General features: G+C 64.9%; 25 protein-coding genes. 18 read left to right on the top strand and 7 right to left on the bottom strand.

The window, feature by feature from the left end; all coding sequences use genetic code 11:
- Positions 1-30: 30 nt before the first annotated feature.
- Entirely contained in the window at positions 31-1,122 is a 1,092-nt protein-coding gene (locus ABIB26_RS16390; RefSeq protein ID WP_354245355.1) for a 4-hydroxy-3-methylbut-2-enyl diphosphate reductase, read from the top strand.
- 6 nt (positions 1,123-1,128) lie between these two features.
- On the opposite strand, the gene ABIB26_RS16385 is transcribed toward ABIB26_RS16390, so the two are convergent.
- Positions 1,129-2,352 carry a DNA recombination protein RmuC gene (locus ABIB26_RS16385; RefSeq protein ID WP_354245353.1) on the bottom strand — a complete coding sequence of 408 codons (1,224 nt, stop codon included), beginning with the start codon at positions 2,350-2,352 and terminating at the stop codon, positions 1,129-1,131.
- A 140-nt stretch (positions 2,353-2,492) separates the two neighbouring features.
- Between ABIB26_RS16385 and ABIB26_RS16380 the strand changes: the two genes are divergently transcribed.
- Both ABIB26_RS16380 and ABIB26_RS16375 read left to right on the top strand, forming a co-directional pair.
- Positions 2,493-3,077 (top strand): histidine phosphatase family protein, encoded by a 585-nt coding sequence (locus tag ABIB26_RS16380; RefSeq protein WP_354245350.1) that lies wholly within the window; start codon positions 2,493-2,495, stop codon positions 3,075-3,077.
- Between the two features lie 443 nt (positions 3,078-3,520).
- Positions 3,521-4,129, top strand: coding sequence for a lytic transglycosylase domain-containing protein (locus ABIB26_RS16375; RefSeq protein WP_354245348.1), 609 nt, complete (start codon positions 3,521-3,523; stop codon positions 4,127-4,129).
- Between the two features lie 91 nt (positions 4,130-4,220).
- Here ABIB26_RS16375 and ABIB26_RS16370 read toward each other — a convergent pair whose 3' ends face one another.
- Positions 4,221-4,880: a cyclodeaminase/cyclohydrolase family protein gene (locus ABIB26_RS16370; RefSeq protein WP_354245345.1), complete on the bottom strand. Its 660-nt coding sequence runs from the start codon at positions 4,878-4,880 to the stop codon at positions 4,221-4,223.
- Between the two features lie 86 nt (positions 4,881-4,966).
- On the opposite strand from ABIB26_RS16370, the gene ychF reads away from it, so the two are divergent.
- Positions 4,967-6,052, top strand: coding sequence for a redox-regulated ATPase YchF (gene ychF, locus ABIB26_RS16365; RefSeq protein WP_354245343.1), 1,086 nt, complete (start codon positions 4,967-4,969; stop codon positions 6,050-6,052).
- A 268-nt stretch (positions 6,053-6,320) separates the two neighbouring features.
- On the opposite strand, the gene ABIB26_RS16360 is transcribed toward ychF, so the two are convergent.
- Genes ABIB26_RS16360 through ABIB26_RS16350 form a run of 3 tightly spaced genes read right to left on the bottom strand, consistent with a single transcriptional unit; the run spans position 6,321 to position 8,359 of the window.
- Positions 6,321-7,088 (bottom strand): SCO1664 family protein, encoded by a 768-nt coding sequence (locus ABIB26_RS16360; protein ID WP_354245340.1) that lies wholly within the window; start codon positions 7,086-7,088, stop codon positions 6,321-6,323.
- Positions 7,088-7,642: a DUF3090 domain-containing protein gene (locus tag ABIB26_RS16355; protein WP_354245337.1), complete on the bottom strand. Its 555-nt coding sequence runs from the start codon at positions 7,640-7,642 to the stop codon at positions 7,088-7,090. Before ABIB26_RS16355 ends, ABIB26_RS16360 begins: the two co-directional genes overlap by 1 nt.
- Positions 7,643-7,666: 24 nt before the next feature.
- Positions 7,667-8,359 carry an MSMEG_4193 family putative phosphomutase gene (locus ABIB26_RS16350; RefSeq protein WP_354245334.1) on the bottom strand — a complete coding sequence of 231 codons (693 nt, stop codon included), beginning with the start codon at positions 8,357-8,359 and terminating at the stop codon, positions 7,667-7,669.
- A gap of 903 nt (positions 8,360-9,262) precedes the next feature.
- On the opposite strand from ABIB26_RS16350, the gene ABIB26_RS16345 reads away from it, so the two are divergent.
- From ABIB26_RS16345 to ABIB26_RS16305, 9 genes are all read left to right on the top strand, one after another.
- Positions 9,263-9,460 (top strand): type II toxin-antitoxin system VapB family antitoxin, encoded by a 198-nt coding sequence (locus ABIB26_RS16345; RefSeq protein WP_354245332.1) that lies wholly within the window; start codon positions 9,263-9,265, stop codon positions 9,458-9,460.
- The gene (locus tag ABIB26_RS16340; protein ID WP_354245329.1) at positions 9,457-9,828 is read left to right on the top strand and encodes a type II toxin-antitoxin system VapC family toxin; all 372 of its coding nucleotides are present in this window, start codon (positions 9,457-9,459) and stop codon (positions 9,826-9,828) included. The genes ABIB26_RS16345 and ABIB26_RS16340 overlap by 4 nt, the downstream gene beginning before the upstream one ends.
- A gap of 362 nt (positions 9,829-10,190) precedes the next feature.
- Positions 10,191-10,472: a type II toxin-antitoxin system RelE/ParE family toxin gene (locus tag ABIB26_RS16335; RefSeq protein WP_354245326.1), complete on the top strand. Its 282-nt coding sequence runs from the start codon at positions 10,191-10,193 to the stop codon at positions 10,470-10,472.
- Between the two features lie 9 nt (positions 10,473-10,481).
- Entirely contained in the window at positions 10,482-10,778 is a 297-nt protein-coding gene (locus tag ABIB26_RS16330; RefSeq protein ID WP_354245323.1) for a HigA family addiction module antitoxin, read from the top strand.
- 518 nt (positions 10,779-11,296) lie between these two features.
- Positions 11,297-13,057, top strand: a complete 1,761-nt coding sequence (locus tag ABIB26_RS16325) for an ABC transporter family substrate-binding protein (RefSeq protein WP_354245320.1) — start codon at positions 11,297-11,299, stop codon at positions 13,055-13,057.
- Positions 13,058-13,336: 279 nt separating this feature from the next.
- Positions 13,337-14,980: a peptide ABC transporter substrate-binding protein gene (locus ABIB26_RS16320; protein WP_354245317.1), complete on the top strand. Its 1,644-nt coding sequence runs from the start codon at positions 13,337-13,339 to the stop codon at positions 14,978-14,980.
- Between the two features lie 217 nt (positions 14,981-15,197).
- Entirely contained in the window at positions 15,198-16,127 is a 930-nt protein-coding gene (locus tag ABIB26_RS16315) for an ABC transporter permease (RefSeq protein WP_354245314.1), read from the top strand.
- A complete protein-coding gene (locus ABIB26_RS16310) occupies positions 16,117-17,109 on the top strand; it encodes an ABC transporter permease (protein ID WP_354245312.1) in 993 nt (330 codons plus the stop codon). The genes ABIB26_RS16315 and ABIB26_RS16310 overlap by 11 nt, the downstream gene beginning before the upstream one ends.
- An 11-nt stretch (positions 17,110-17,120) precedes the next feature.
- Positions 17,121-18,836, top strand: a complete 1,716-nt coding sequence (locus tag ABIB26_RS16305) for an ABC transporter ATP-binding protein (RefSeq protein WP_354245309.1) — start codon at positions 17,121-17,123, stop codon at positions 18,834-18,836.
- 137 nt (positions 18,837-18,973) lie between these two features.
- Here ABIB26_RS16305 and ABIB26_RS16300 read toward each other — a convergent pair whose 3' ends face one another.
- Positions 18,974-19,810 carry an SGNH/GDSL hydrolase family protein gene (locus ABIB26_RS16300; RefSeq protein ID WP_354245306.1) on the bottom strand — a complete coding sequence of 279 codons (837 nt, stop codon included), beginning with the start codon at positions 19,808-19,810 and terminating at the stop codon, positions 18,974-18,976.
- Between the two features lie 272 nt (positions 19,811-20,082).
- Here ABIB26_RS16300 and typA point away from each other — a divergent pair, with 272 nt between their 5' ends.
- The 3 genes from typA to ABIB26_RS16285 all read left to right on the top strand — a co-directional run bounded on the left by typA (position 20,083) and on the right by ABIB26_RS16285 (position 23,467).
- Positions 20,083-22,011, top strand: a complete 1,929-nt coding sequence (gene typA, locus ABIB26_RS16295; RefSeq protein ID WP_354245303.1) for a translational GTPase TypA — start codon at positions 20,083-20,085, stop codon at positions 22,009-22,011.
- A gap of 36 nt (positions 22,012-22,047) precedes the next feature.
- Positions 22,048-22,425, top strand: a complete 378-nt coding sequence (locus tag ABIB26_RS16290) for a hypothetical protein (RefSeq protein WP_354245300.1) — start codon at positions 22,048-22,050, stop codon at positions 22,423-22,425.
- A gap of 232 nt (positions 22,426-22,657) precedes the next feature.
- Positions 22,658-23,467 (top strand): type IV toxin-antitoxin system AbiEi family antitoxin domain-containing protein, encoded by an 810-nt coding sequence (locus tag ABIB26_RS16285; protein ID WP_354245297.1) that lies wholly within the window; start codon positions 22,658-22,660, stop codon positions 23,465-23,467.
- A 288-nt stretch (positions 23,468-23,755) separates the two neighbouring features.
- On the opposite strand, the gene ABIB26_RS16280 is transcribed toward ABIB26_RS16285, so the two are convergent.
- A complete protein-coding gene (locus ABIB26_RS16280) occupies positions 23,756-23,992 on the bottom strand; it encodes a putative acetyltransferase (protein ID WP_354245294.1) in 237 nt (78 codons plus the stop codon).
- 166 nt (positions 23,993-24,158) lie between these two features.
- Between ABIB26_RS16280 and fdxA the strand changes: the two genes are divergently transcribed.
- A complete protein-coding gene (gene fdxA, locus ABIB26_RS16275) occupies positions 24,159-24,485 on the top strand; it encodes a ferredoxin (RefSeq protein WP_354184727.1) in 327 nt (108 codons plus the stop codon).
- 13 nt (positions 24,486-24,498) lie between these two features.
- A complete protein-coding gene (gene dapC, locus ABIB26_RS16270) occupies positions 24,499-25,683 on the top strand; it encodes a succinyldiaminopimelate transaminase (RefSeq protein WP_354245292.1) in 1,185 nt (394 codons plus the stop codon).
- Positions 25,684-25,729: the final 46 nt, after the last annotated feature.

The following is a 25,729-nucleotide window of genomic DNA, read 5'->3' as shown; positions in this document are numbered from 1 at the left end:
GGGGACACCCAACACCGGTAGCATTGAGGGATGACCTCCACCGCTGTTTCCATTCCGATGCCAACCGTTCCGCGCCGGCGGCGCACACCGGACGACGTGCTCGCGGCGGCCGCCGTCTCCGGGCCGAAGAAGGTGCTGCTCGCAGCTCCGCGCGGCTACTGCGCCGGCGTGGACCGGGCAGTCATCGCGGTGGAAAAAGCCCTCGAACACTACGGGCCGCCCGTGTATGTGCGCAAGCAGATCGTGCACAACGTGCATGTGGTCAGCTCGCTCGAGGAAAAGGGAGCCATCTTCGTGGACGAGACCGATGAGGTGCCCGAGGGCGCCCTGGTCATCTTCTCCGCGCACGGCGTCTCACCGGCCGTGGTGCAGTCCGCCGAGGACCGCGGCCTGCGGACCATCGATGCGACCTGCCCGCTGGTGACCAAGGTGCACAAAGAGGCCGTCCGCTTCGCCAAGGACGACTTCGACATCCTGCTGATCGGCCACGACGGCCACGAGGAAGTCGAAGGAACGGCCGGTGAGGCCCCCGACCACATCCAGATCATCAACGGCCCGCACGAGGTGGACAAGGTGACGGTCCGGGACCCGGAAAAGGTCATCTGGCTCTCGCAGACCACCCTCAGCGTGGACGAGACCATGGAGACTGTCCGGCTCCTGAAGGAGCGGTTCCCCACCCTGCAGGACCCGCCCAGCGATGACATCTGCTACGCCACCACGAACCGCCAGGTGGCGATCAAGAAGATCTCGCCCCAGGCCGATCTGGTGATTGTGGTCGGATCCGCCAACTCCTCGAATTCCGTCCGCCTCGTGGAGGTCGCGCTGGAATACGGTGCGAAGGCCTCCTACCGCGTGGACTTCGCCAACGAGGTGGACGAGGCCTGGTTCGAGGGCGTCGCCACTGTCGGCGTGACCTCGGGGGCATCCGTCCCGGAAGTCCTCGTCAAGGACGTGCTGCGGCTTCTGGCCGACTACGGCTACGGCTCGGTGGAGGAAGTCGTCACCGCCGAGGAAGACCTGCTCTTCTCCCTGCCGAAGGAGCTCCGGGCCACCCTCAAGCAGGCCGGGGACGTTACGCGGGCCCTAGGTGGCCGCGGCTCGCGCCCCGCCGAGCACTCCTAAGCTCCCCTAAGCGGCGGACTCCGCGGCGTCATTTTCCGGCTGAAGCTCCGGGGCCGCCACCGCGCGGGGCGTAACCTCGACGGACACCGGAGTGGTCAGCCCGGCGACATCGAGGGCATTGAGCTTCCTCGCGGTGGGCAGGACCCTCGCTTCCAGCGTGCCGACCATTGAGTTGTAGCGGTCCACGGAGGTTTTCAGCGAAGTGCCCAGCTTGGTGACGTTCTCGCCCAGCGTTCCCATCCGCTCGTAGAGCTGGTGGGCGAGTTCGAAGAGCTCGCGCGCGCTGTCCGTCAGCACGTCCTGGCGCCAGGTGAAGGCGACAGACTTCAGGACAGCCAGCAGGGTTCCGGGCGAGGCCAGCACCACATTCCTGGACAGGGCATAGTCCAGCAGGGCCGGGTCCGCCGAGAGAGCAGCCGCCAGGATGGATTCCGCCGGCAGGAAGCACACCACAAGCTCCGGGGAGTTGCCCGGAATGTCCCAATACTTTTTGTTGCTGAGCGCGTCGACGTGGGCCTTGAGGGCCTTCGCATGGGCCACGAGCAGCGCCTGCTGTCCGTTGAGTGAGTGCTGCTGGCTGCGCTGTCCCGGGGCGGAGCCGAGCTCCTGTGCCTCAAGGTAGGACGCCAGCGGCACCTTGGCGTCCACCACCAGCTGTTTCGCTCCCGGAAGTTGCACGACGAGGTCGGGCCGGACGCTGTTCTCGGTGCCGGCGCTGTGCAGCTGTTCATGGAAATCGACATGCCGCAGCATCCCGGCCGCTTCGACGACGCGGCGCAACTGGACCTCGCCCCACTGCCCGCGGGCACTGTTGGACCGCAGCGCCGACTCCAGCGCGTGCGTCGAGCGCAGCAGCTGCTCGTCGGAGAGCCGTGCCTCCTGCAGCTGCTGGGCCAGTTGTCCATACTGCTCCAACCGGTCCCGCTCCAGCAGCGAAACCTGCTGCTGTACCGCCGTGAGCTTTTCGGCCACGGGGGCCAGGGCGCGGAGCACGCTGCCGTCCTGGGTCCTTGACTCGCCCAGCTCCCGGTTCTGTGCCGCGAGAAGGCGCCGCTCGGCGTCGGCCGCGGCAAACTGGGCGCTGACCTCGGAGAGCCGGGCCGAAACGCCGTCGAAGTCCTGTTCCACGGCCCGGTAGCGGCGGCGGAGGAACACATAGGCCGCAGCGGCGCCGGCAACGGCGCCCACGAGCAACATGAGCAGGGCGAGAATCAGTGCGAAAGCATCCATAGCTTCACTGTGGCATGCCGGTGTGACAGTTTTGGCACGGCGCACAGGAGGCTACTTGGCCCGCCAGTATCCCAGGGCCGTGATCCGCCGCGTGTCCACGCCCAACACCTTGCGCCCGCTGTCAGGGCAGAATGGAATGCATGACTTTTACGACGATCGCCCTTGTCCGCCATGGCCAGACGGACTGGAATGCGCAGGGCCGGCTGCAGGGATCCACCGACATTCCGCTGAACGACGTCGGCCGTGGCCAGGCGCGCGACGCCGTCGCCGTCCTGTCCGGCTACGAGTGGGACGCGATCGTGTCCTCGCCGCTGAGCCGTGCCGAAGAAACCGCCAAGCTGATTGGCGCCGGGCTGGGGCTCGGCGAGACCCGGAGCGTGCCGGAGCTGACCGAACGTAGCTTCGGAGCCGCGGAAGGCCTGCAGGCCGGCCCTGAACTGGACGCACTGCGCACCCCCGGTGGTTTCCGCGGCGCAGAAAGTGAGGATGAAGCAGCGCGTCGCGGGCTGGCCGCGCTGGAAGCCCTGGCCGAGGAATTCCGCGGCCGACGCGTCCTGGCCGTCGCCCACGGCACGCTCATCCGCGTGAGCCTCAGCCGCGCCATCGGCCGCACCCTGCAACGCATCGACAACGCCGTGCTCAACCTGGCCCACCACCATACCGTTGACGGCTGGCAGCTCGAGTACTTCAACGGCGAGCGGGTAACCGTGCCGGCCCTCAACTAGCCGCGGCTCCGCGGGCACGGCGGAACGACGACCCTGTGCGGCCCACCCTTCAGCTGTCATGGCGCAGGGATGCGCGCGCAATGGTGTACTTTGGCTACCCGTCAGAACAAAACATTGGAATGTGAGTCGCCTCAGTGGGAACCGATTTCGACGAAGTCCGCGTGTCCGGCACCAGCGCTTTTGTCCTCGCCGCCCAGAGCACCCAGGGCGTCCGACTGGAGCATGGCGGCACGGGCGCCATTTTCCGCACCCCTCGGGATCAGCGGAACACTAACGTCCACGGCAGGCCCGAGTAGTCCATGCTCCGTCTGAAACGACTTGCGGTTTTCGCCCCGTTCGCGATTTGCGTCATCTCCGGGTTTCTATTTTGGGCACTCCGAGAATCCGGCGCGGAGACCCGCGGGACCCTGCCCCCACCGCCGCGAGCGGGGGCGAAACTCGAAATGCTGTCCACCGGCATCACCCCCGCCGTGAACGTAACCCGGAGCGCGGACGCCCAGTGGCTCATCCGGGCTGCCGCGCAGACCGGTATCCCTGCCCGCGCGCTCCAGGCCTACGTTGCTGCCGCTGGCGTGGCCAACGAATCCGCTCCGACGTGCGGGATCGGCTGGAATACGGTGGCGGCCGTCGGCTTCATCGAATCCGCCCACGGATCTTACGGCGGCGGAAGACTGACGACTACCGGGCAGGCGAGCGGGCCAATCATTGGCCCGAGCCTCAACGGCGACGGTTTCGCGGCCATCCCCGATACGGACGCCGGTGCACTGGACGGCGATGCCCTCTGGGACCACGCCGTCGGACCGATGCAGTTCATTCCCTCTACCTGGCAGCACGCAGGACGGGACGGGAACGGAGACGGAGACGCCGACCCGTTTAACATCGACGACGCCGCGCTAAGTGCCGCTTCGTACCTGTGCGCCAACGGCCGTGACCTCACCACCGCAAGGGGCTGGACTGACGCCATCTATTCCTACAACCAGTCCGATGCCTACGTGGCCCAGGTACACGACCGGGCCCGTGCCTACGCCGCACAGTCGGGCCCCACCGGATAACTGCGCGGTTCTGACTCGCTGGTGACGCGTGGTCCTTTTCGCCGGAAATGATCGGGAGGGCCCGGCCGGCCTGACCGGACGTTGCGCCGTGTCAGAGGACGTCGGTTGGGGCGGCACGGTGATCTATCTCGGCTGTTAGTTCGTCGATCCGGTGAAGTGCGGCGTTGAGATGCTCGACCGTCGCCCACAGGGCTGGATGCTGTTCCCGGATAAGTTCGAGGGTGGTTCCCGCGGAGGTGAGCGCAGCGAGATCGAAACTCACGTTTGTGCGCGCCCCTGTTACCGCTGCTCTTAGGGCACCGAACGCGACGACGATATCGGCAATAAGCGCCGGGTTACCGTTGGAAGCAAGCCACCCCAGATCTTCAATGGCATCGATGGCTCGCTCGCCGAGCACGGCGGATGCCCTGGCTGCGTCGACGGATGCTCGGTGTATTGCCTCGTCGCGTTCCGGCCCCGGTTCCAGCCGAAACGCTGCACCGAAAGCTTTAGATGCTGACGCGTCGTCATCGGCTGACCGGAGTGCGGCTTCTCGGAGGGAACGCGCCCGCGCGTGAACGTTGGTGAGCTCCCCGCGCGGGCTCTCCTCAGCTTCTGTATATCCGGCAACCATTGATGTCAATGACGCGGCGATGGCAAGCATCACTCCCGTCCCGGCCCCGCCGCCTGGAGAACCGATGGACTCCGCCAAAGCTCGCGTCCAATCCTCAACCGTCGAGCGTTGAGTTGTAACCGCGTCTGAATCAGCCATGACACCAAGTGTGCGCCCCTTCGTTGACCCGCCGCGCAGGCTGGCCCCGGAGAGATCCCCAGCCGCAGCAGGTAGAATCTATGCTCGTGGCTCTTACTATTGGCATCGTCGGACTGCCCAACGTCGGCAAATCAACTCTTTTCAACGCACTGACCCGCAACCAGGTGCTCGCAGCGAACTATCCGTTCGCCACGATCGAGCCCAATGTCGGCGTCGTGAACCTGCCGGACCCGCGGCTTGCGAAGCTGGCCGCCGTCTTCGGATCCCAGCGCCTGCTGCCCGCTCCGGTGTCCTTCGTGGACATCGCCGGGATCGTCAAGGGCGCGTCGGAGGGCGAGGGCCTGGGCAACAAGTTCCTTGCGAACATTCGCGAGGCCGAGGCCATTGTCCAGGTTGTCCGCGTTTTCGACGACCCGGATGTCATCCACGTTGACGGCAAGGTGGATCCCCGCTCGGATATGGAAACCATCAACACCGAGCTGATCCTGGCTGACCTCCAGACGATCGAAAATGCCATTCCCCGGATCGAAAAAGAAGTCAAGATCAAGAAGCGGGAAGCCGCCGAGCTCGCTGCCATCAAGGCGGCCCAGGCCGTGCTGGAACGTGGCGACACCATTTTCGCCTCGGTCAAGAGCGACAAGCTGGAGATGGAGCACCTCAAGGAGCTCAGCCTCCTGACCGCCAAGCCCTTCATCTACGTGTTCAACGCGGACGAGGGCATTTTGGGCAGTCCGGAGAAGCAGGAAGAACTGCGGGCCATGGTTGCCCCGGCGGACGCCATCTTCCTCGATGCCAAGCTGGAATCCGACCTCGTCGAGCTGGACGAGGAGGAGGCCCGCGAAATGCTGGAACTGAACGGCCAGGACGAATCCGGCCTCGACCAGCTGGCCCGCGTCGGCTTTCACACCCTCGGGCTGCAGACGTACCTGACGGCGGGGCCCAAGGAAACCCGGGCCTGGACCATCCACCAGGGGGATACTGCCCCGCAGGCCGCAGGCGTGATCCACTCCGATTTCCAGCGCGGCTTCATCAAGGCTGAAGTGGTGTCCTTCGACGACCTGATCGAAGCCGGCTCGATGTCCGAGGCGAAGGCCCGCGGCAAGGTCCGGATCGAAGGCAAGGAATATGTCATGGCCGACGGCGACGTGGTTGAATTTAGATTCAATGTGTAGCCCCTGACCCCCTGAGACCTTTTGCGATGGCCGCTAAGAACACATGTTCTAGGCGGCCATGCGCTTTCTGCGACCTGTTGCGAAGTCAAAATGATGCCGCCAGCATTTTGCTGCATGACGAACGAGTGACCAAACTCGTGGCCGCAATCAAAGTCGGTCAAAAGACTTAAGGCACCGTTCTTGCCTGGCATTGGATCCACTCTGCGGGCGCGCCCGCAGAGGACGACTCAACGTGACACAGACTGCGAAGCCAGTAGCCGTCATTCCCTTAGAACAGCGGCCAGGGGACCGCCGACATCTCACCGCTCGGAGCCGGAAACCGCCCTGCCAAGCGCAACCGGGCGCAGCGCGCGGCGAGCGAAGCGATTTCTTCGGCGCTGAGCAAGTCCGCCAGGTTTCGGCCCAGCCCACCGTGCAGTCCTTCGCTGACACGATCGATGCCGTCGCGTTCCTCGGCGGTCAGAGCGTCTCCCAGCCACCCCCACAGCACCGTGCGCAGCTTGTGATCACGGTGAAAGGTGAGCCCATGGTCCACGCCGTGCCGGTGTCCGTCCGTCATGGCAAGAATGTGGTCGCCTTTGCGGTCGGCGTTGTTGACGACCACGTCGAACACCGCCATGCGTCTGAGCGCTGGCGAGTCTTCGTGAACGAGGGCGACCATCCGTCCGTTCTCATCTCGTCCCTCGAGAACGTGTTTCCAGCCCGTCTCCGGCACGTGCTCCGTCGCGACCAGATTCACGGCGCTTTGGGCGGGATCTTGCTCCTGCCAGAGCTGCACCATTCCTTCGCCCATCGGACCATCGCGCAGCCAGGTGTGCGGCACGACGTCCCAGCCGAAGACCTGCGAGACCAGGTAGGCGGCCACCTCCCGGTGAGCCAGGGTGCCGTGGGAAAAATCCCACAGCGGACTTTCGCCTGCTATCGGCTTATAGACGACCACCACGTCGCCGAGGCTGCCCAGGAATGTAGCGTTTGAAGCCGTCGTGATGCGGCCGGTGAGCGTCAGCTCGGCGGTCTCTAGGTCCGGCGGTGGCATCAGAACTCGGGAAGGGTGCAGATGTGCCCGTCGGCGTCTATGGGGTAACCGCAGAGCGGGCACGTAGGACGCCCCGCGCCCACGATCTCACGGGTGCGCTTGGCGAATGCGCGCGCGGTGCCGACCGGCATTCGTACCAGCAGCATTTCGGGCTCGTTAGCGCCGTCCTCCTCAAGCGATTCGTCGTTGTCATCAGCATCGACATCGCTGATGGGGTGGGCCTCTATTACGACCTGGGCCGTGGTTGGGTCCCAACCTAAGCTCATGGCGCCGGTGCGAAACTGCTCCTGAACGGCCTCGAGCTGGTCATTGTCGACAAGTTCAATGGGAGTACTCGTGGGGACGCTGAAGGGGTTGCCCTCGACGGCGATGAGCTGGTCGAGAATTTCGTCGATCTTCTCCGCGAGCAGAGCCGACTGCTGCTTCTCCAGGGCAATACTCACGATCTGCGTCCCTCCGCGCACCTGCAGGTAGAACGTGCGCGCCCCCGGAAGGCCAATGGTGCCAACGACGACCCGATCAGGCCAGGCAAACTCGTGAACACGTGTAGGCATGTCAGTATTCTAGGCACATGAGGTTCATGGCGCCGTTTGCCCTGCACCGCCGCCCACCGGCGCATCGCCAGAGTGGATGCCGTTCGACAGCCACGACAGATCACCCGCGTCGGTGTTGGTTGCGTAGACGCTCGGCCGACTAGCGCCGTAGCGCACGATCGATACGGAGGCGGGGCCCACGTTAATACGCTGGAACAGATCAAGGTGCATGCCGAGCGCGTCGGCGAGGATTGACTTGATGATGTCACCGTGACTCACCGCCACCCACACCGCCCCTGGCCCGTACTCGGTTTCGAAGGCTGCATCGTGGCGTCGAATCGCTGCCACTGACCGAGCCTGCATCGCGGCCATGGATTCACCGCCGGGAAAGACGACGGCGGACGGTTGCGACTGCACAACCGGCCACAAATCCTCGGTCGCGAGATCACTGAGTGTGCGGCCCTGCCACCGGCCGTAATCGCACTCGGTGAGATCGAGATCGACCGGCGCGTACGGCGTGCCAGCCTGGCGCTCGAGGATGAGCTGGGCGGTCTGCTGACAACGCTCAAGAGGGCTCGACACCACCCCGACTACGGGCACGGCCGCGAGCCGGTCTCCGGTCAGAGCCGCCTGGTCGCGCCCGATCTGGTCCAGGCTGACGCCGACGGCCCGACCGGCCAGCAGTCCAGTGGCATTGGCTGTGGTGCGGCCGTGCCGCACGAGAATAACTGTCGCCATCCACCCAGCCTAACCACCCGCTCGATGGCGGTGTGAACCGTACGGGTCGCGCGTCGAACAGGCAGATAAAGCACTGGCGGAACCCTTCAAGCACGCCGACGCGCTCAAAGCCGCCCAGACGGACTCGGCACGCATAGACCAGCTCATGGCCGACGCAGCAAAACCGGAAGAACCGGCACAGCCAGAACCCGCGGCCGAAGTTGACTCCCGCATGGAGGACAGGCGGTTGAGTTTGGTCACGACCAGGGTGTTCCCCGTTTCGGCAGGCGGTCGGCGTTTCCCAGACCGTTTATCCCCCGCGTCACCGCGCATTTTTGCGGGCGGGTCTTACGGGAATCGGCCGGCCGCGGAAAGACGGCGATGGTGATCTGGAACCTTGGCTGGCGCTTGCGTCGGTGGGGGGCCGGCTAACGGGCGGCTCCACTACGCTTACCAGATGCAGCGAAAAGATGTTGGGAAGCGGCTGGCGGACGGAGTCTCCGCAAAGCTTGAGTTTGACTACGTTTGCGAACGCGGACAGTCCTTCGATAAATACCATCGCTGTCGAAGCTACTGGCACACGCCGATGACATTACCAAGACGCTCCACGCACGACACGGCTGGGAACTGCCGCCGAAGGCGAACCCACGTCTGGAGCCGCTGGTCTGACATTCGGCGTGAGCGCGTCGTACCCGTCCAATCCACGCGGTGAGAAGTACCGGGCGTAGATCCCCAGGGAAACTGATTTCTGCAGAGGTTGATTAGCTACGGAACGTGGTGGAGTTCCGCTTCAACGTGTAATTGCGTTCCGTTCGGGCGTCACGCTGCCTGGCAAAACAGGATGGTTTCCGTTGGCGGCAGAGCTCGTTGATCATCTGTTTCGGCATCATATGATGATACTTTTGATGCTGGAAGGAGGTTCTGATGAGGACGACGGTGAACATCGACGACGAGCTCCTGGCCCGGGCAAGTGAGCTGACGGGCATCACCGAGAAATCAGCTCTCCTGCGCGACGGACTGAAGACTTTGATCCGTGTCGAGAGCGCCAGGCGGCTCGCAGCCCTGGGCGGCTCCGACGGCTCCGCGACCTCGGCGCCGCGACGCCGAGAGGGTGCCGCGTGATCCTGGTCGACACTTCGATCTGGATCGGCCACCTGCGCGCATCCGAGCCCGGACTCATCACGCTCCTGGATGACGACGAGGTTGGGTGCCATCCATACGTGATCGAGGAGTTGGCGCTCGGGTCGATCAAGCAGCGCGAGGTTGTGCTGGACCTCCTGGCAAGCCTGGGCCAGTTCCCGGTCCTGAGTCACGCGGAAGTGATGACGCTTGTCAGCGGTCGGCGACTCTGGGGACGCGGTCTCAGTGCAGTGGACGGGCATCTCCTGGGCGCGGTCGCGTTGGTCGGCGGGGCTCGGCTTTGGACGCGCGACAAGCGATTGATCGGGGCATGCCGCGACGTCGGTGTTGGCTACCTCGACGAGCCGTAAGGTTGCCCTCGCGGATTGTGGAGCATGGCGATCTCCTGCCGCCTCAGCAGTCTGAATCGACGTTGACCACACGGCTGGAACTGTCCCGGCAGGGTTTCGCGGTGCGTCGAATTGTGGGCCGATTCATCGGGCCGGGCATTCGCTCCGAGCATCCCAGCAGCGGAGACACCGGCAGGGCGGTCAGCATTGCTCGGTCGGCACTCAACCCAGCATCTCGCAAATCGGCTCAGTCGCCGACCCGTCGTCGCGCAACGCGTTCCCCGGCCTGTGGCGAGTTTCCTAAGGTTATTCCGCTGCGGAAGGCAGTCGAATTCCGGTTTAACGTCTAGCGTTATTGACGTGTCGCGTTATAGCATTGTCTCGTGATTAGGTCGTTCGCGGATCGAGAGACCCTGCGGCTTTTTCGACGCCAGCCGACGAAGCGACTCGACTCCCGGATTCTGCGGAAGGCTCTGGCCAAACTGTGGATTTTAGATGCGGCCGTCGCGCTCGACGATCTCCGCTCGCCGCCGGGCAACCGTCTGGAGGCGTTGCGAGGTGACCGATCAGGGCAACACAGCATCCGAATCAACGACCAGTGGCGGATCTGCTTCGTGTGGACCGACGCCGGACCCGAGCAAGTTGAGATCGTCGACTACCACTAGGAGAGAATCGTGACGGAGAAGTTGGCCCCGATCCACCCCGGAGAGATCCTCCAGGAGGAGTTCATCGAGCCGCTGGGGATCACTCAGAACCGTCTTGCAGTGGCGATCCGCGTACCGCCGCGGAGGATCAATGAGATCGTCCACGGCAAGCGGCGGATCACGGCCGACACGGCGCTGCGGCTCGGCCGCTACTTCGGCACGAGCGCACAGTTCTGGATTAACCTCCAGTCGCACTACGATTTGGAGATGGAACTCGACGCGCTGGGTGATTCGCTCGACGCGATCCGCCCATTGAAGCGCGCGTGAAGATCAGACCGAGTCCGAACGTCGTGCGGCGTGGCGCGGGAACTCCGCTCCGCGCGCTGGAGGGAGCGTGGGCTGCTGGCCGGATGATTGACCCGCGTCAGGGGGGCGGTAGTCCAGCAGGGGTTTATCCGCTACGGAACGCAGTGGAGTTCCGCTTCAACGTCTGAGCAATTGGAATTCGCCCAGTAATTAACGATTAACGCGAGGAACCCCGAATTTCTGAGGCGGGCCCCTCGCGTGTCCGCCGCCTTCAGAGCGGGGCGAAACGGCCGTCAATGATTCTGGGGAGTTTTTGCGGATTTCGCAGGGCATCTGGACCGGCGTGCCGGTCAAATGTTGCAGCTCAGTAACGAACTTTACAAGGTGTTATGTTTCCCCACTCGCGGTTCGCGTTCGGGTTTAAGCTTCATCCCATGTGGGGCGCGCCAAACTGTCGCCGGCGAGTGTGGACGTCCGTCGGGCCGCCTACCCCGTCGGTCTCATCCACCGCGGAAACACCGCAGAAACAAGGAGGCGCAATGCGCTTGGGCCGTATTCCCAAAGCGGTGGGCGTGGCAGCAGCGGCTGTTCTTGCCCTGAGCGCATGCGCCAGCGGCAACGGTGGTTCAACCCCGACAAATGCTGCAGGCAAGACGGGTGGCAAGGCCACCGTGGCCGAAGTGAATGCCTTCAGCTCGTTCAACCCGTTCACCGCCGAAGGAAACGTTGATGTCAACGGCAACGTCGGTTACATCACCCACTCGGGTTTCTACTATGTGGATGCCTTGCTCAAAGTGGTTCACAACGACAAGTTCGGCAAGTACGAGAAGATCGCCGACAACCCCTTGACCGTTCGGTACACGGTCAACGAGGGGGTCAAGTGGTCAGACGGCGAGGCCATCGACGCCGGCGACCTGCTCCTTTCATGGGCCGTGAACTCCGGCCACTACGACGACGCCGGAGCGTCAACCGGCACCACTTACTTCACCCCTGCCGCGGACACCAGCGGTCTGAACACAACGGAATTCCCCGAAGTCGGCGCGGACGGCCGGTCCATCACACTGAAGTACGCCCGGCCCTACGCTGAATGGGAAATAGCGTTCGACGTCGACATGCCTGCGCACGTCGTGGCCGCGAAGGCCGGTCTCGCCGACGAAAAGGCGCTCATCGAACTGCTCAAGAGCACGCCACGGGGCGATTCCAGGGCACCCAGGCCCGTCAACAACGCGCTGAAGAAGGTCGCCGACTTCTGGAATACCGGCTTCGACACCAAGACCCTGCCAAACGACCCGTCGCTGTACCTCTCCAGCGGCCCCTACATCGTCAGGAACATCGGCCAGGACGCTTCCATGACCCTGGTCAAGAACAAGGACTACAACTGGGGCCCCGAGGCAAAGCTGGATGAAATCACCATCCGCTACGTCGGCTCCGCATCGGCCCAGGTCCAGGCCCTCAAGAACCACGAAGCCGACATCATTGCGCCGCAGCCGTCCGCTGACACTCTCGAGCAACTGAAGGCCTTGGAGAGCGGCGGGGTCACCACCGAGACGTACGGGAAGCTCGCGTACGACCACCTGGATCTCAACTACACCGGGCCGTTTGCGGACAAGAACGTCCGGGAGGCGTTCATGCTGACCGTTCCGCGGCAGGACATCGTCGAGAAGATCGTCAAGAAGCTCGACCCGGGCGCCAAACCGCTCGATTCGCAGCTCTTCCTCCCCGCCGAGGCCAAGTATGCGGACGCGGCCAAGGCCAACGGATCCGCCAAGTACCAGGGCGCGGACATCGAGGGCGCCAAGAAGCTCCTTGCCGGGGCCACCCCGGAAGTCCGGATCATGTACGACAAGGACAACCCCAACCGGGTTGACGCCTTCTCGCTGATCCGGGAATCAGCCGCCAAAGCCGGATTCAGGATCGTCGACGGCGGCGTCGGCCAGGCGGACTGGGGCAGTGCGCTGGGTGGTGGCAGCTACGACGCCGCGATCTTCGGCTGGATCAATGCGGGTGTCGGCGTCACCGGCGTCCCGCAGGTCTTCAAGTCCACTGGCGGCAGCAACTATAACCGCTTCTCCGATCCGGAGGCCGACAGGCTGATGGACGAACTCATTGTCACCACCGACAAGGCCAAGCAGGACGACCTGATCGCCCAGGTCGACAAAAGGGTGTGGGACACGGCCTACGGCCTGCCGTTGTTCCAGGCCGTAGGTCTGGCCGCCTTCAGCGGCCGCATCACCGGCGTGAAGTCCAGTCCGGGCGAGCGCGGCATCTGGTGGAACGTCTGGGACTGGCAGGTCAAGTAGGCGGCAGATGGCAGCTGACCGGAGTTAATCCGGGATAACCGGGATTGCCGTTGCGGCGAATCGTACCAGCCAGTAACGTGTGACCTGTAATACATCGCGATTGACTACAGCTGTCAAACTATTGTCGGATCACGGTTTGGCAACAGGGTTCCACCATTCGGACGTTTTGGGGCTAGGCTACTTCCATATGTAGGCCACGTCACAGGGATACCTCTGTGCCTGCCTGCGGGGAAGCATAAGTTTTTCCCTCACGAACTCCCACAACTCATAGGAGGCGGAATGCGTTTTTCGCGCACTTCCAAAGCACTGGGCATGGTGGCTATCGCCGCTCTCGCCCTGACCGGCTGCGGTGCCGGTGGCGGCACCGCGACCGGTAGCGGCAGCACCGGTGGCGACACCAGCAAAGTCATTCTGGCCGACGGTTCCGAGCCCCAGCGTCCCCTGATGCCGGCCGACACCAACGAGGTCGGCGGCGGCAAAGTCATCGACATGATCTTCGCGGGCCTCGTCAGCTACGACCCCAGCGGCAAGCCCGTCAACGAACTCGCTGAGTCCATTGAGGGCAAGGATGGCCAGCACTTCACCATCAAGGTCAAGAAGGACCAGAAGTTCACCAATGGCGAGGCCATCACGGCCAAGTCCTTCGTTGATTCCTGGAACTTCGGTGCGGCAGCCAAGAACGCGCAGCTCAGCGGTGGCTTCTTCGAGAGCATCACGGGCTACGACGAGACGAGTGCCGAAGGCTCGACCGTTGACACCATGTCCGGCCTGAAGGTCGTTGACGACCAGACGTTCACTGTCGAGCTGAAGCAGCCGGAGTCCGACTGGCCGCTGCGCCTCGGGTACACCGCCTTCGTTCCGGTCCCGTCCGGTGCACTCGCTGACCCGAAGGGTTTCGGCGAAAAGCCGGTTGGCAACGGTCCGTACAAGATGGCCGACGGCGGCTGGCAGCACAACGTGCAGATCCAGCTTGTCCCGAACCCGGACTACAACGGTCCCCGCAAGGCCAAGAACGCCGGCGTGACGTTCAAGATCTTCCAGAACGACGACGCGGCGTACCAGGATCTGCTGTCCAACAACCTGGACATCCTGCAGACTATCCCCACCAGCGCGCTGAAGAACTTCAAGTCTGACCTCGGCGACCGCACCATCAACAAGCCGTACGCCGGCAACCAGACCATCGCCATCCCGGAATACCTGCCGGAATGGAGCGGTGAGGCCGGCAAGCTCCGCCGCCAGGCAATCTCCATGGCCATCAACCGTGACGAAATCACCAAGGTGATCTTCAGCGGTGCCCGCCAGCCGGCCAAGGATTTCACGGCCCCCGTACTTGACGGCTACAGCGATTCGATCCCGGGTTCGGAGAACCTCAAGTTCGATGCCGCCAAGGCCAAGGAAGCCTGGACCAAGGCCGACGGTATCCAGAAGTGGGATGCCGAGAAGACCTTCACCATTGCCTACAACGCCGACAAGGGCGGACACAAGGCATGGGTTGAGGCTGTCGTAAACCAGCTCAAGAACACGCTCGGCATCAAGGTTGAAGGCAAGCCGTACGCCACCTTCAAGGAAGTCCGCAACGACGCAACCGCCAAAACCCTGACCGGTGCCATCCGCGCCGGCTGGCAGGCGGACTACCCGTCGCTGTACAACTTCCTCGGCCCGATCTACAAGACCGGTGCCGGTTCCAATGACGCCGACTACGCGAACCCGACTTTCGACAAAGCCGTTTCCGATGGCCTGAACGCCTCGTCCGTCAGCGACGGGAACAAGGCCATGAACAAGGCCCAGGAAATCCTGCTTCAGGACCTTCCTGCCATCCCCCTGTGGTACCAGGTCGCCCAGGGCGGCTGGAGCGACAAGGTAACCAACGTTGACTACGGCTGGGACGGCGTTCCGCTGTACTACAACATCTCCGGCAAGTAACACCACAACGACGGCGGGGGCTGCCCAGAATTGGGGCCTCCGCCGTCGTTTTGCCTCCACACATATCTAACAGCCCGGGTCTTCGGGCGAACTTTTCGCAGGCCGCGCGCCGTGAGTAAACCGGCGTCGCCCTGCATCAATAGTGAAAAGGTTCTTTGATGAACAACTCCACCGCATCCCCGGACCGGATGCCTGCTGACGGGGGTGTGCTGCGCTGATGGCGACATACATCCTCAAGCGATTCCTCCAACTGATTCCCGTCTTCCTGGGCGCGACGCTGCTGGTCTATTTCCTGGTCTTCAGTCTCCCCGGCGACCCCATCGTGGCGCTCTTCGGCGACAAGCCGGTCAATGAGGCCGTGGCGGCGAAGCTCCGGACCCAGTACCACCTGGACCAGCCATTCTGGATCCAATACCTGCTTTACCTCAAGAGCATCTTCACCTTTGACCTCGGTCAGGACTTCTCCGGGCGCCCCATCGCCGCGGTGCTTGGCGAAGTCTTCCCGGTCACGGCACGGTTGGCCGTGATGGCCCTCGTTTTCGAGGCTGTCTTCGGCATCGTCTTTGGCCTCATTGCGGGTCTGCGCAAGGGCAAGTTCTTCGACTCGACCGTGCTGGTGGCATCGCTGATCGTCATCGGTATTCCGATCTTCGTCCTCGGCTTCCTGCTGCAGTTCACCATCGGCGTCCAGCTCGGCTGGGCCAAACCCACGGTCAGCTCGGCCGCGACCGTTCAGGACCTGATCCTGCCGGCCATCGTCCTGGGCCTGGGCTCCTTCGCCTATGTTCTCCGGCTGACCCGGACCAGCGTGATCGAGAACATGAGCGCCGACTACGTGCGCACGGCCACGGCCAAGGGCCTGTCCCGCTTCCGGGTGGTCCGGGTGCACATCCTGCGCAACTCCCTGATCCCCGTCATCACGTTCCTCGGCGCGGACCTCGGCGCCCTGATGGGCGGCGCGATCGTCACCGAAGGCATCTTCAATGTGCCGGGTGTCGGCAACCGGCTCTACCGGGCCGTCCTGTCAGGGGAGGGCCCGACGGTGGTCTCGATCGTCACCGTGCTGGTGCTGATCTACTGCCTCTCCAACCTGTTCGTTGACCTGCTGTACGCCTGGCTTGACCCGAGGATCCGCTATGACTCCTGATTACAACACCTCAGAGCACGGAACCGCCGCTCCCGTGCAGCGCCACAAAGATCATTTCGTTGCAGACGTCTCAGAGACGCCCCTCCAGGCCACCGACCGGGTCAAGGAGGACAAGGCGCCCCTGAGCCTCTGGGGCGAGGCCTGGCGGAACCTGCGCAAGCAGCCGCTGTTCCTGGTTTCGGCGTTCCTGATCCTCGTCGTCGTGGCGGTGTCGCTGTTCCCCGGACTGTTCTCCCCGATCGATCCCACCTCCGAGGCCTGCCAGCTGGCGAATTCCGACGGCGGCCCGGCCGCCGGCCACCCGCTGGGTTTCACCCAGCAGGGTTGCGACGTCTACGCGCGCGTTATCTTCGGCACGCGTTCCTCGGTGACCGTGGGCCTGTTCACCACCATCGGAGTGCTCCTGATCGGCGGCATCATGGGTGCCCTGGCGGGTTACTACGGCGGCTGGGTGGATGCCATTCTGGCGCGCATCAATGACATCTTCTTCGCCCTGCCGCTGATCCTGGGCGCCATTGTGCTCATGCAGCTGCCGATGTTCCGCACCAACCGCACGGCCTGGACGCTGGTGCTGATTCTGGTCACTTTCGGCTGGCCGCAGATCGCCCGCATCACCCGCGGAGCCGTGATCGAGGTCCGCAACGCCGACTTCGTCACCGCGGCCCGGTCCCTGGGCGTCTCCAAGTTCGGTGCGCTCATGCGCCACGTCATGCCGAACTCGCTGGCTCCGATCATCGTCGTCGCCACGATCTCCCTGGGCACGTTCATCGTGGCAGAATCCACGCTGTCCTTCCTCGGCATCGGGCTTCCGCCCAGCGTCATGTCGTGGGGCAACGACATCCAGGCGGCGCAGGCCTCGCTGCGGTCCAACCCGATGCCGCTGCTCTACCCGGCCATCGCGCTGTCCATCACCGTCCTGAGCTTTATCATGCTGGGCGACGCCCTGCGTGATGCTCTCGATCCCAAAGCGCGCAAGCGATGAAAGGGGACGCCATGAACGCCTCTGTTGAAATCCGGGAAGCGGAAGAAGCCACAGTGCGCCCGCTGCTTGAAATCAAGGACCTGGCGATCGGCTTCGCCACCAGCAACGGCGAGGTCCAGGCCGTGCGGAACGCGCACCTGACCATCATGCCCGGCGAGACGGTGGCCATCGTGGGCGAGTCCGGTTCCGGCAAGTCGACCACGGCCTTGGCCGCCATCGGGCTGCTTCCGGGCAACGGCCGCGTCTCTGCGGGGCAGATCCTGTTCGACGGCGAGGACATCTCCCAGGCCAGCGAGAAGCGGATGATCGAACTCCGCGGAAACAGCATCGGCATGGTCCCGCAGGACCCGATGTCCAACCTGAACCCCGTGTGGAAGATCGGCTACCAGGTCCGCGAGACGTTGAAGGCCAACGGACTGCCGAGCGGCACGGACGACGTCGCAAAGGTCCTGTCCGAGGCGGGACTGCCCGACGCCGCGAGGCGGGCCAAGCAGTACCCGCACGAGTTCTCCGGCGGCATGCGCCAGCGTGCGCTGATCGCGATCGGGCTCTCCTGCCAGCCCCGCCTGCTGATCGCCGACGAGCCGACGTCCGCCCTGGACGTCACGGTCCAGCGGCAGATCCTCGATCATCTGGACACGATGACCACCGAACTCGGAACCGCCGTGCTCCTGATCACCCACGACCTGGGCCTGGCAGCCGAGCGTGCCGACAAGGTGGTGGTCATGTACCGCGGCCAGGTTGTCGAATCCGGACCGTCGCTGGAACTGCTCCAGAACCCGCAGCACCCGTACACCCGGCGCTTGGTCTCCTCGGCGCCGTCGCTGGCGTCACGGCGCATCCAGGTCGCCAAGGAACTCGGTGTGGAAAGCGAGGATCTCCTCGCACCCACTGATGATGCCGTGGTGGCGCCGTCCCTGCCCGAGGAGGTGCTGCACGTCGAGAACCTGAGCAAGGTCTTCAAGCTGCGCTCCGGATTCGGCCGGTCCACGGACTTTACCGCGGTGGACAACGTCTCCTTCAGCGTCAGGCGGGGAACGACGACGGCGATCGTGGGGGAGTCGGGTTCCGGCAAGTCCACCGTTGCGCAGATGGTGCTGAACCTCCTGACGCCGACCGCCGGCAGGATCGTGTTCGACGGCGTGGACACGTCCACGCTGAACAGCAAGGAAATCTTCGCCTTCCGCCGGCGGGTGCAGCCGATCTTCCAGGACCCCTACGGCTCCCTGGACCCGATGTACAACATCTTCCGGACCATCGAGGAGCCGCTGCGGACCCACAAGATCGGGGACAAAGCCAGCCGCGAAAAGAAGGTCCGCGAGCTGCTGGACCAGGTGGCACTGCCGCAGTCCACCATGCGGCGGTACCCCAACGAGCTCTCGGGCGGCCAGCGCCAGCGTGTCGCCATTGCGCGGGCGCTGGCACTGGATCCCGAGGTGATCATCTGTGACGAGGCAGTCTCCGCGCTGGACGTCCTGGTGCAGGCGCAGGTGCTGAACCTGCTCGCCGACCTGCAGTCCCGCCTGGGCCTGACCTATCTGTTCATCACCCATGACCTGGCCGTGGTCCGGCAGATCGCGGACCACGTGTGCGTGATGGAGCAGGGCAAGCTGGTGGAGACCGGCTCCACGGACGAGGTCTTTGATTCGCCGCAGCAGGACTACACCAAGGCGCTGCTCAACGCCATCCCGGGTGCACGCCTCATGCTGCCCCCGGAAGTTGCCTGACCGGCCCGTTCCTGAACGGCAGCCGGTGTGCTGCCCGTAGCACCGGGAGCCGTAGCACCGGGAGCCGTAGCACCGGGAGCCGGCGCCTACCCTGCGGGGCGGGCGCCGGCTCCCGGTGCTTAACGGGCGTCCGGCGTCTAACCGTTCTTGGCCTGGGTCTGAACGTCCTTGGCCTGCAGGCCCAGGTCCCTGAGCTTCGTGCCCAGGATGGCGCCGAGCGTGTGCTGGCCTTCGGTGTCCAGGTGCACGCGGTCCTTGGCGAACTTCAACAGCTCGTATTTCGTCATCCAGTCGCCGACGCTGACGAACGGGATGCCGTGCTTCGCGGCGACGGTGCCCAGCAGGGTGTCCACCTCGGTGCGGCGCCCGCCGCCATGGTCGGAGCCGAGGGCTAGGGTGCCGATCATGGCGAGGGTTGCCCCGGGGTAGCGCTGCCGCAGGGTGCTGATCAGCCTTTCGGCGTTGGCCGTGATCGTCGCGTCGCTGGCACCGGTGCCGGCGTCGTTCCCGCCGCCCTGGATGACCACCAGCGGGGGCGAGGCATAGGGCAGTCGCCAGTCGCCGCGCTCCAGCGCATTGATGTAGTTGCCCGTCTTGCCGTTCGCCGCCACGAACCCGGTGCCGCCCGCGCCGCAGTAATAGACGTGGTAGCCCAGCGCGGTGAGTCCCTGCCGTGGCCACCCGGCCGCCGGGGCGGACTGGGAGTCGCCGATCAGCAGGGCGGTGTGTCCGATGTCCTTCACGACGACTTCTTCCCGGCCAGTGGCGGGATTCCGGTAGACCGAGCACGGCGGCATGGTGGCCGGATCCTGCCCCGCGGTGGGGGTTGTGGCGGTGGGAGTGGTGAGCGTCGACGCGCCGCACACATCAGGGTTGTAGGGCTGGGGTGGTGTGGTCTGCCCGCAGCCGCCTAGAAGTGCGCCTGCGGCGATCATCGGTGCGAGGAAACGGAACAGAGCCGAGGCGTTCCGCATGAAGAATCTCCGGGCTGGCTTGCTGCTATCACAGCCATCATGGGGCATCAACGCCCGAAAATCCAGTGACTTTGCTCACAGCCCGCCGCTCAAACCCGTGCGCTGGCCGCCGCTGCCGCTGGGCGGCGGATTGGGCATTTTAGGCCAATAAATGACCTAGCGCTTAGACTTGTATAAGGTGCCCTGTGCCAAAGGGACTCATACGTCGTGCGTTCCGGTTGGAAATGTCGCGATACAACAGCTGACTTCACCACTGAATCGAGCAATAACGCATGTCTGAAACCACCACCAACACCGCGGTAGCCACTGCATCGCGCAGTGATCTGCGCAACGTCGCGATTGTGGCCCACGTTGACCACGGCAAGACTACGCTGGTCGACGCCATGCTCAAGCAGACCAACTCTTTTGCCGCGCACAACCACCTCGAAGACCGTGTCATGGACTCCGGTGACCTCGAGCGTGAAAAGGGCATCACCATTCTGGCCAAGAACACCACCGTGGCCTACAACGGACCGTCCTCCAAGGGCGAGACCATCACCATCAACGTCATCGACACCCCCGGCCACGCCGACTTCGGTGGCGAGGTGGAGCGCGGCCTGTCCATGGTCGACGGCGTCGTCCTCCTCGTCGACGCTTCTGAGGGCCCGCTGCCCCAGACCCGCTTCGTGCTGCGCAAGGCCCTCGCCGCGCACCTGCCGGTGATCCTCCTGGTCAACAAGACCGACCGCCCCGATGCGCGGATCGAAGAAGTTGTCCACGAGTCCATGGACCTGCTCCTCGGCCTGGCGTCGGACCTCGCGGACGAAGTTCCGGACCTCGACCTGGACAAGATCCTCAACGTTCCCGTCGTCTACGCCGCCGCCAAGGTGGGCCGTGCGTCCCTCGAGCAGCCGGCCGACGGCTCGGCTCCCGAGAACGAGGACCTCGAGCCGCTCTTCCAGGCCATCATCGAGCACATCCCGGCGCCCACCTACAACCCGGACGGCGTCCTGCAGGCCCACGTCACCAACCTGGATGCCTCCCCGTTCCTCGGCCGCCTCGCGCTGCTGCGTATCTACAACGGCACCCTGCGCAAGGGCCAGACCGTCGCCTGGGCACGTGCCAACGGCGAACTGAAGAACGTCAAGATCACCGAACTTCTGGCCACCAAGGCCCTGGACCGTGTTCCGACCGATTCCGCAGGACCGGGCGAGATCGTCGCCGTCGCCGGCATTGATGAAATCACCATCGGTGAGACCCTGACCGACGTCGACAACCCGCAGCCGCTGCCGCTGATCACTGTTGACGATCCGGCCATCTCCATGACCATCGGTATCAATACCTCGCCGCTGGCCGGCCGGGTCAAGGGCGCCAAGGTCACGGCCCGCCAGGTCAAGGACCGCCTGGACAAGGAACTGATCGGTAACGTCTCCATCAAGGTGCTCCCCACCGAGCGCCCGGATGCCTGGGAAGTCCAGGGCCGTGGCGAGCTTGCGCTGGCCATCCTGGTTGAGCAGATGCGCCGCGAAGGCTTCGAGCTGACCGTCGGCAAGCCGCAGGTTGTCACCAGGACCGTCGACGGCAAGATCCACGAGCCGATGGAGCACATGACCATCGACGTGCCCGAAGAATACCTCGGCGCCGTCACGCAGCTCATGGCCGCCCGCAAGGGCCGCATGACCAACATGGCCAACCACGGCACCGGCTGGTGCCGCATGGAGTTCATCGTTCCGGCGCGTGGCCTGATCGGTTTCCGCACCAAGTTCCTCACGGACACCCGTGGTGCCGGCATCGCGGCCTCTATCTCCGAGGGCTACGAGCCCTGGGCCGGCCCGATCGAGTACCGCACCAACGGTTCGATGATCGCGGACCGCGCCGGTGTTGTGACGCCGTTCGCCATGATCAACCTGCAGGAGCGCGGCTCCTTCTTTGTCCGGCCCACCTCCGAGGTCTACGAAGGCCAGATCGTCGGCGAGAACTCCCGCGCCGACGACATGGACGTGAACATCACCAAGGAAAAGAAGCTCACCAACATGCGTGCAGCGTCCTCCGACACCTTCGAGAACCTGACGCCCCCGCGCGACCTGACCCTCGAAGAGTCCCTCGAATTCGCCCGCGAAGACGAGTGCGTCGAGGTCACCCCGGAGTCCATCCGCATCCGGAAGCTCATCCTGGACGTCAACCAGCGTGCCAAGTCCAACCGGGCCCGCGCCAAGTCCTAGCTGCGGCGTGTCCCTGGCCTCGGCAACGGATAACTCGTGAATAAGAGAGCTGCCGGCATGGCAGGCGGTGTTGCCGCCGCCGTGCCGGCAGCTCTTTTTGTTGCCCTGGCGGGTACCGCCCTGCACGGGCACGGCGTCCTGATCTCCGGCGTCGACGTTCCCTGGGGTGCCGTCGCCGCGCTTGTGCTGGTGGGCTCCGTCCAGCTGTGGCTCGGGGCGGCCTTCCGTTCGAGCGTCCCGACGGCGGTCTGCGGGGTTCTCTGCTACGCCCTTACCGGCTGGTGGTCCACCCTGGAGAACGGAAAACGCCTCGTGATCGCCGACACCGCCGGGAATCTCTGGATCTTCGGCACCGCCGTTGTCACCCTCGCGGTGCTCGTCTGGTGCCGGCGTTACCGCGCCGCGAAGGGGTAGCGGGGTAGCGTCCGGAGCCTGCTTTCCCGATCCCCCCGGGGGACATGCCCATTCTCCAGCCGCGAGGATGGACATAATGGCCGTATGTCCGTCCTTCGCCCGGGACAGGGGACATGTCCACTGCTGACCGCTGGACATGCTCCGCGCAGGCTTGGCAAATAGCACATGCGTATATCCACATAGCGGGGGAGTGAGCTGTTTTTGCGGCCCCTTCCGCACGCACGATAGCCGCATGGTCAACATTGTTGAGGTTCTCGTGAATTACGACGGCGTGGCCCGCGCCAAACACCTCGCCGCCGCGGGGGTATCGGATTTCCAGCTCAAGACCGCCATGGCCAGCGGCGCCGTTTTCCGGGTGGCCCGCGGCGTGTACGCGCTTCCCGCCGCGGATGCCGGGCTGGTCTCTATCCGCTCCCTGCCGGCGGAGCCTGGCTGCGTCAGCGCGGCCCAGTTGCAGGGGCTGTGGGTCTTGGAGCCACCGGCGCAGCCGCATGTCGCGATGCCGCACAGCCGTAACTATCCGGGCTTCGTCTGCCACAGATCGCCCGCACCGCCGACCCTGTTGGACTCGGTTGTGCAGAGCCTGCGGTGCCTGCCGGAACTCGACGGACTGGTCATCGCCGAATCCGCCGTCGTGCTGAAGGGCCTCCCTCTCGCGGCGCTGCGCCGCCGGCTGGCAGGCCGGAACGACGCGCGGGAGCGACGTATCGTGGCAGGGATCGTCCCGCAGTCGCAGTCCATCATCGAGTGCCTGGCCAGATTCCAGCTGCGGCGCGCTGGATTCCACGTCGAATCGCAGGTCAATATCCCGGGCATGGGGCATCTCGACCTCATGGTCGACGGGCGCCTCGGCATCGAGACCGACGGTGCAGGCTTCCATATGGACAAGGAAAGCTTCGAGGAAGACCGCCGGCGGTGGAACGTGACCACCAGGCTGGGAATCCCGACCCTGGTGGTGAGCTATCCCCTGCTCAAGAATCATCCGCAGGAGTTCATCGCCCTGGTCCGGGACACGCTGAACAGGCTCTCCGCCGCCGCGTAGCACTGGACATGTCCCCCCGCAGCCCTGCGCCATCCGCAGTGCATGTCCAGTTCTCGAATCCCACCATGGACATGTCCCACGTTCACGGTCAGGACCACTGGACATGTCCCACTCTTGCGGCCAGGGATGGACAAATTGCTGAAATGTCCATCGCCCGCCACCAGGGGAGAGCATGTCCACCGGTCAGGTCTCCGGGTGTGCTCAGCGGGTGGCCAGGGGAGAGCATGTCCACTGGTCAGGCCTCCGGGTGTGGCCAGCGGGCCGGGTCAGGGCAGGGCCAGAGCCGGGCTACCGCGGGGCGCGGCGCGGCGGGGCGGGCGGGACTTCCTTCGCGGCCACCACGAGCGCCAGCGGAATCACGACGTCGGCGTGCCGGGTGCGGACGGTGCACTCGCCGTCAGCCTGTCCCACCAGCTCGCCGAGCGCATCCGTCAGGCCGCCCTCGATCCGGTACCGGACCACGACGCGGGTGCCCAGCCGGGCACCCGTAAGGAACTTTTGCGGCACGGGCATTGGCGAACTCACCAGTTCATCCTAGGACCAGTTCACGCAACGACCCGGCCCAGTGTGACGTCCGGCTAGGTTCGCGGGAACGGGCTGGGAGATAATAGGCTCAGAAGTCAGCAGTCCGGCGCTCAGGCCGGAGCAACCTCCGGCCGGTCGCCGGAACCAACGTGGAGAGGCCAGGGACGTGACGTACGTAATCGCGCAGCCGTGTGTAGATGTCAAGGACAAGGCATGTATTGAAGAGTGCCCCGTCGATTGCATCTACGAAGGTGAGCGTTCGCTGTACATCCACCCGGACGAGTGCGTGGACTGCGGTGCGTGTGAGCCGGTCTGCCCCGTGGAGGCGATCTACTACGAGGACGACACCCCGGAGGAATGGGCGGACTACTACAAGGCCAACGTCGAGTTCTTTGACGTTCTGGGTTCTCCGGGCGGTGCCGCGAAGATCGGCAACACGCACACGGACCACCCCATGATTGCCGCCCTGCCGCCGCAGAACCAAGAAAGCTAGGGCGGACGCTCCGGTGACATCCGCGTTGCGCAGTTTCGGCCTCAGCCTGCCCGACTACCCGTGGGAGGCCCTGGCGCCGTACCTTGCCAGGGCAGCCGAACACCCCGGGGGAGCCGCCAACCTCTCCATCGGGACCCCGGTGGATCCGACGCCGGAGGTGGTGCGGGACGCGCTCCGGGCCGCGGCCAACGCCCCCGGTTATCCCACGGTCCACGGCACCCCGGCCCTGCGCGACGCCATCGCGGCGTGGTTTGACCGCCGCCGCGGCGTGCCCGGCCTGGATCCGCAGAACGTCATGCCCACGGTGGGCTCCAAGGAACTCGTCGCCTGGCTGCCGTTTCTGCTCGGTCTCAAAGCGGGCGACGTCGTGGTGCGGCCCACCGTCGCCTACCCCACGTACGACATCGGCGCCACCTTCGCCGGCGCCGAACCGATCGCCGCGGACGACCTCGACGAGCTCGACCCCGCCACCCGAGCAGGCGTCCGCCTGGTCTGGGTCAACTCCCCGGCCAACCCCACCGGCAGCGTGCGGGACAAAGCATCACTCAAACGCATCGTCGCCCAGGCCCGTGATCTCGGGGCCGTGGTGGCCTCGGACGAATGCTACGCCGAACTCGGCTGGGGCGAATGGGACGTACAGCGCGGCGGCACCCCGGTGCCCAGCATCCTCGATCCCGAGGTCGCCGACGGTTCGCACGAAGGCCTGCTGGCGGTGTACTCGCTGAGCAAGCAGTCCAACATCGCCGGCTACCGCGCCGCCTTCGTCGCCGGAGATCCGGCCATCATGGCGAACCTGGTCAACAGCCGCAAACACGCCGGCATGATCGTCCCGTACCCGGTGCAGGAGGCCATGCGGGTGGCCCTCGGCGACGACGCGCACGTCCAGACGCAGAAGGACCTCTACCGGGGGCGCCGCGAACGGATCATACCGGCGCTGGAAGGCTTCGGACTGACGATCCATGAGTCCCGGGCCGGGCTGTATCTGTGGGCCACCGCCGGCGAGGACACGTGGCACACTTTGGGCCGGCTGGCGGACCGGGGAATCGTCGTCGGGCCCGGGGTCTTCTACGGGGACGCCGGCAACGGGTTCGTCCGGGTCGCGTTGACCGCAACGGATGAGCGGATAGACGCCGCAGCGGCACGGCTGGCCGCCGGCCGTAACAATGCTGTGACACGTGCCACAACTGGCCCGTTTTAGGCAGTTCCGGGCGCCCGCGGATTAGTGCCACCCGCGAAGTGCCGGT

Origin of the sequence: Arthrobacter sp. UYEF20, assembly GCF_040546335.1 — a bacterium.
Lineage (GTDB): Bacteria > Actinomycetota > Actinomycetes > Actinomycetales > Micrococcaceae > Arthrobacter.
This window is presented reverse-complemented; position numbering and strand designations above follow the sequence as displayed.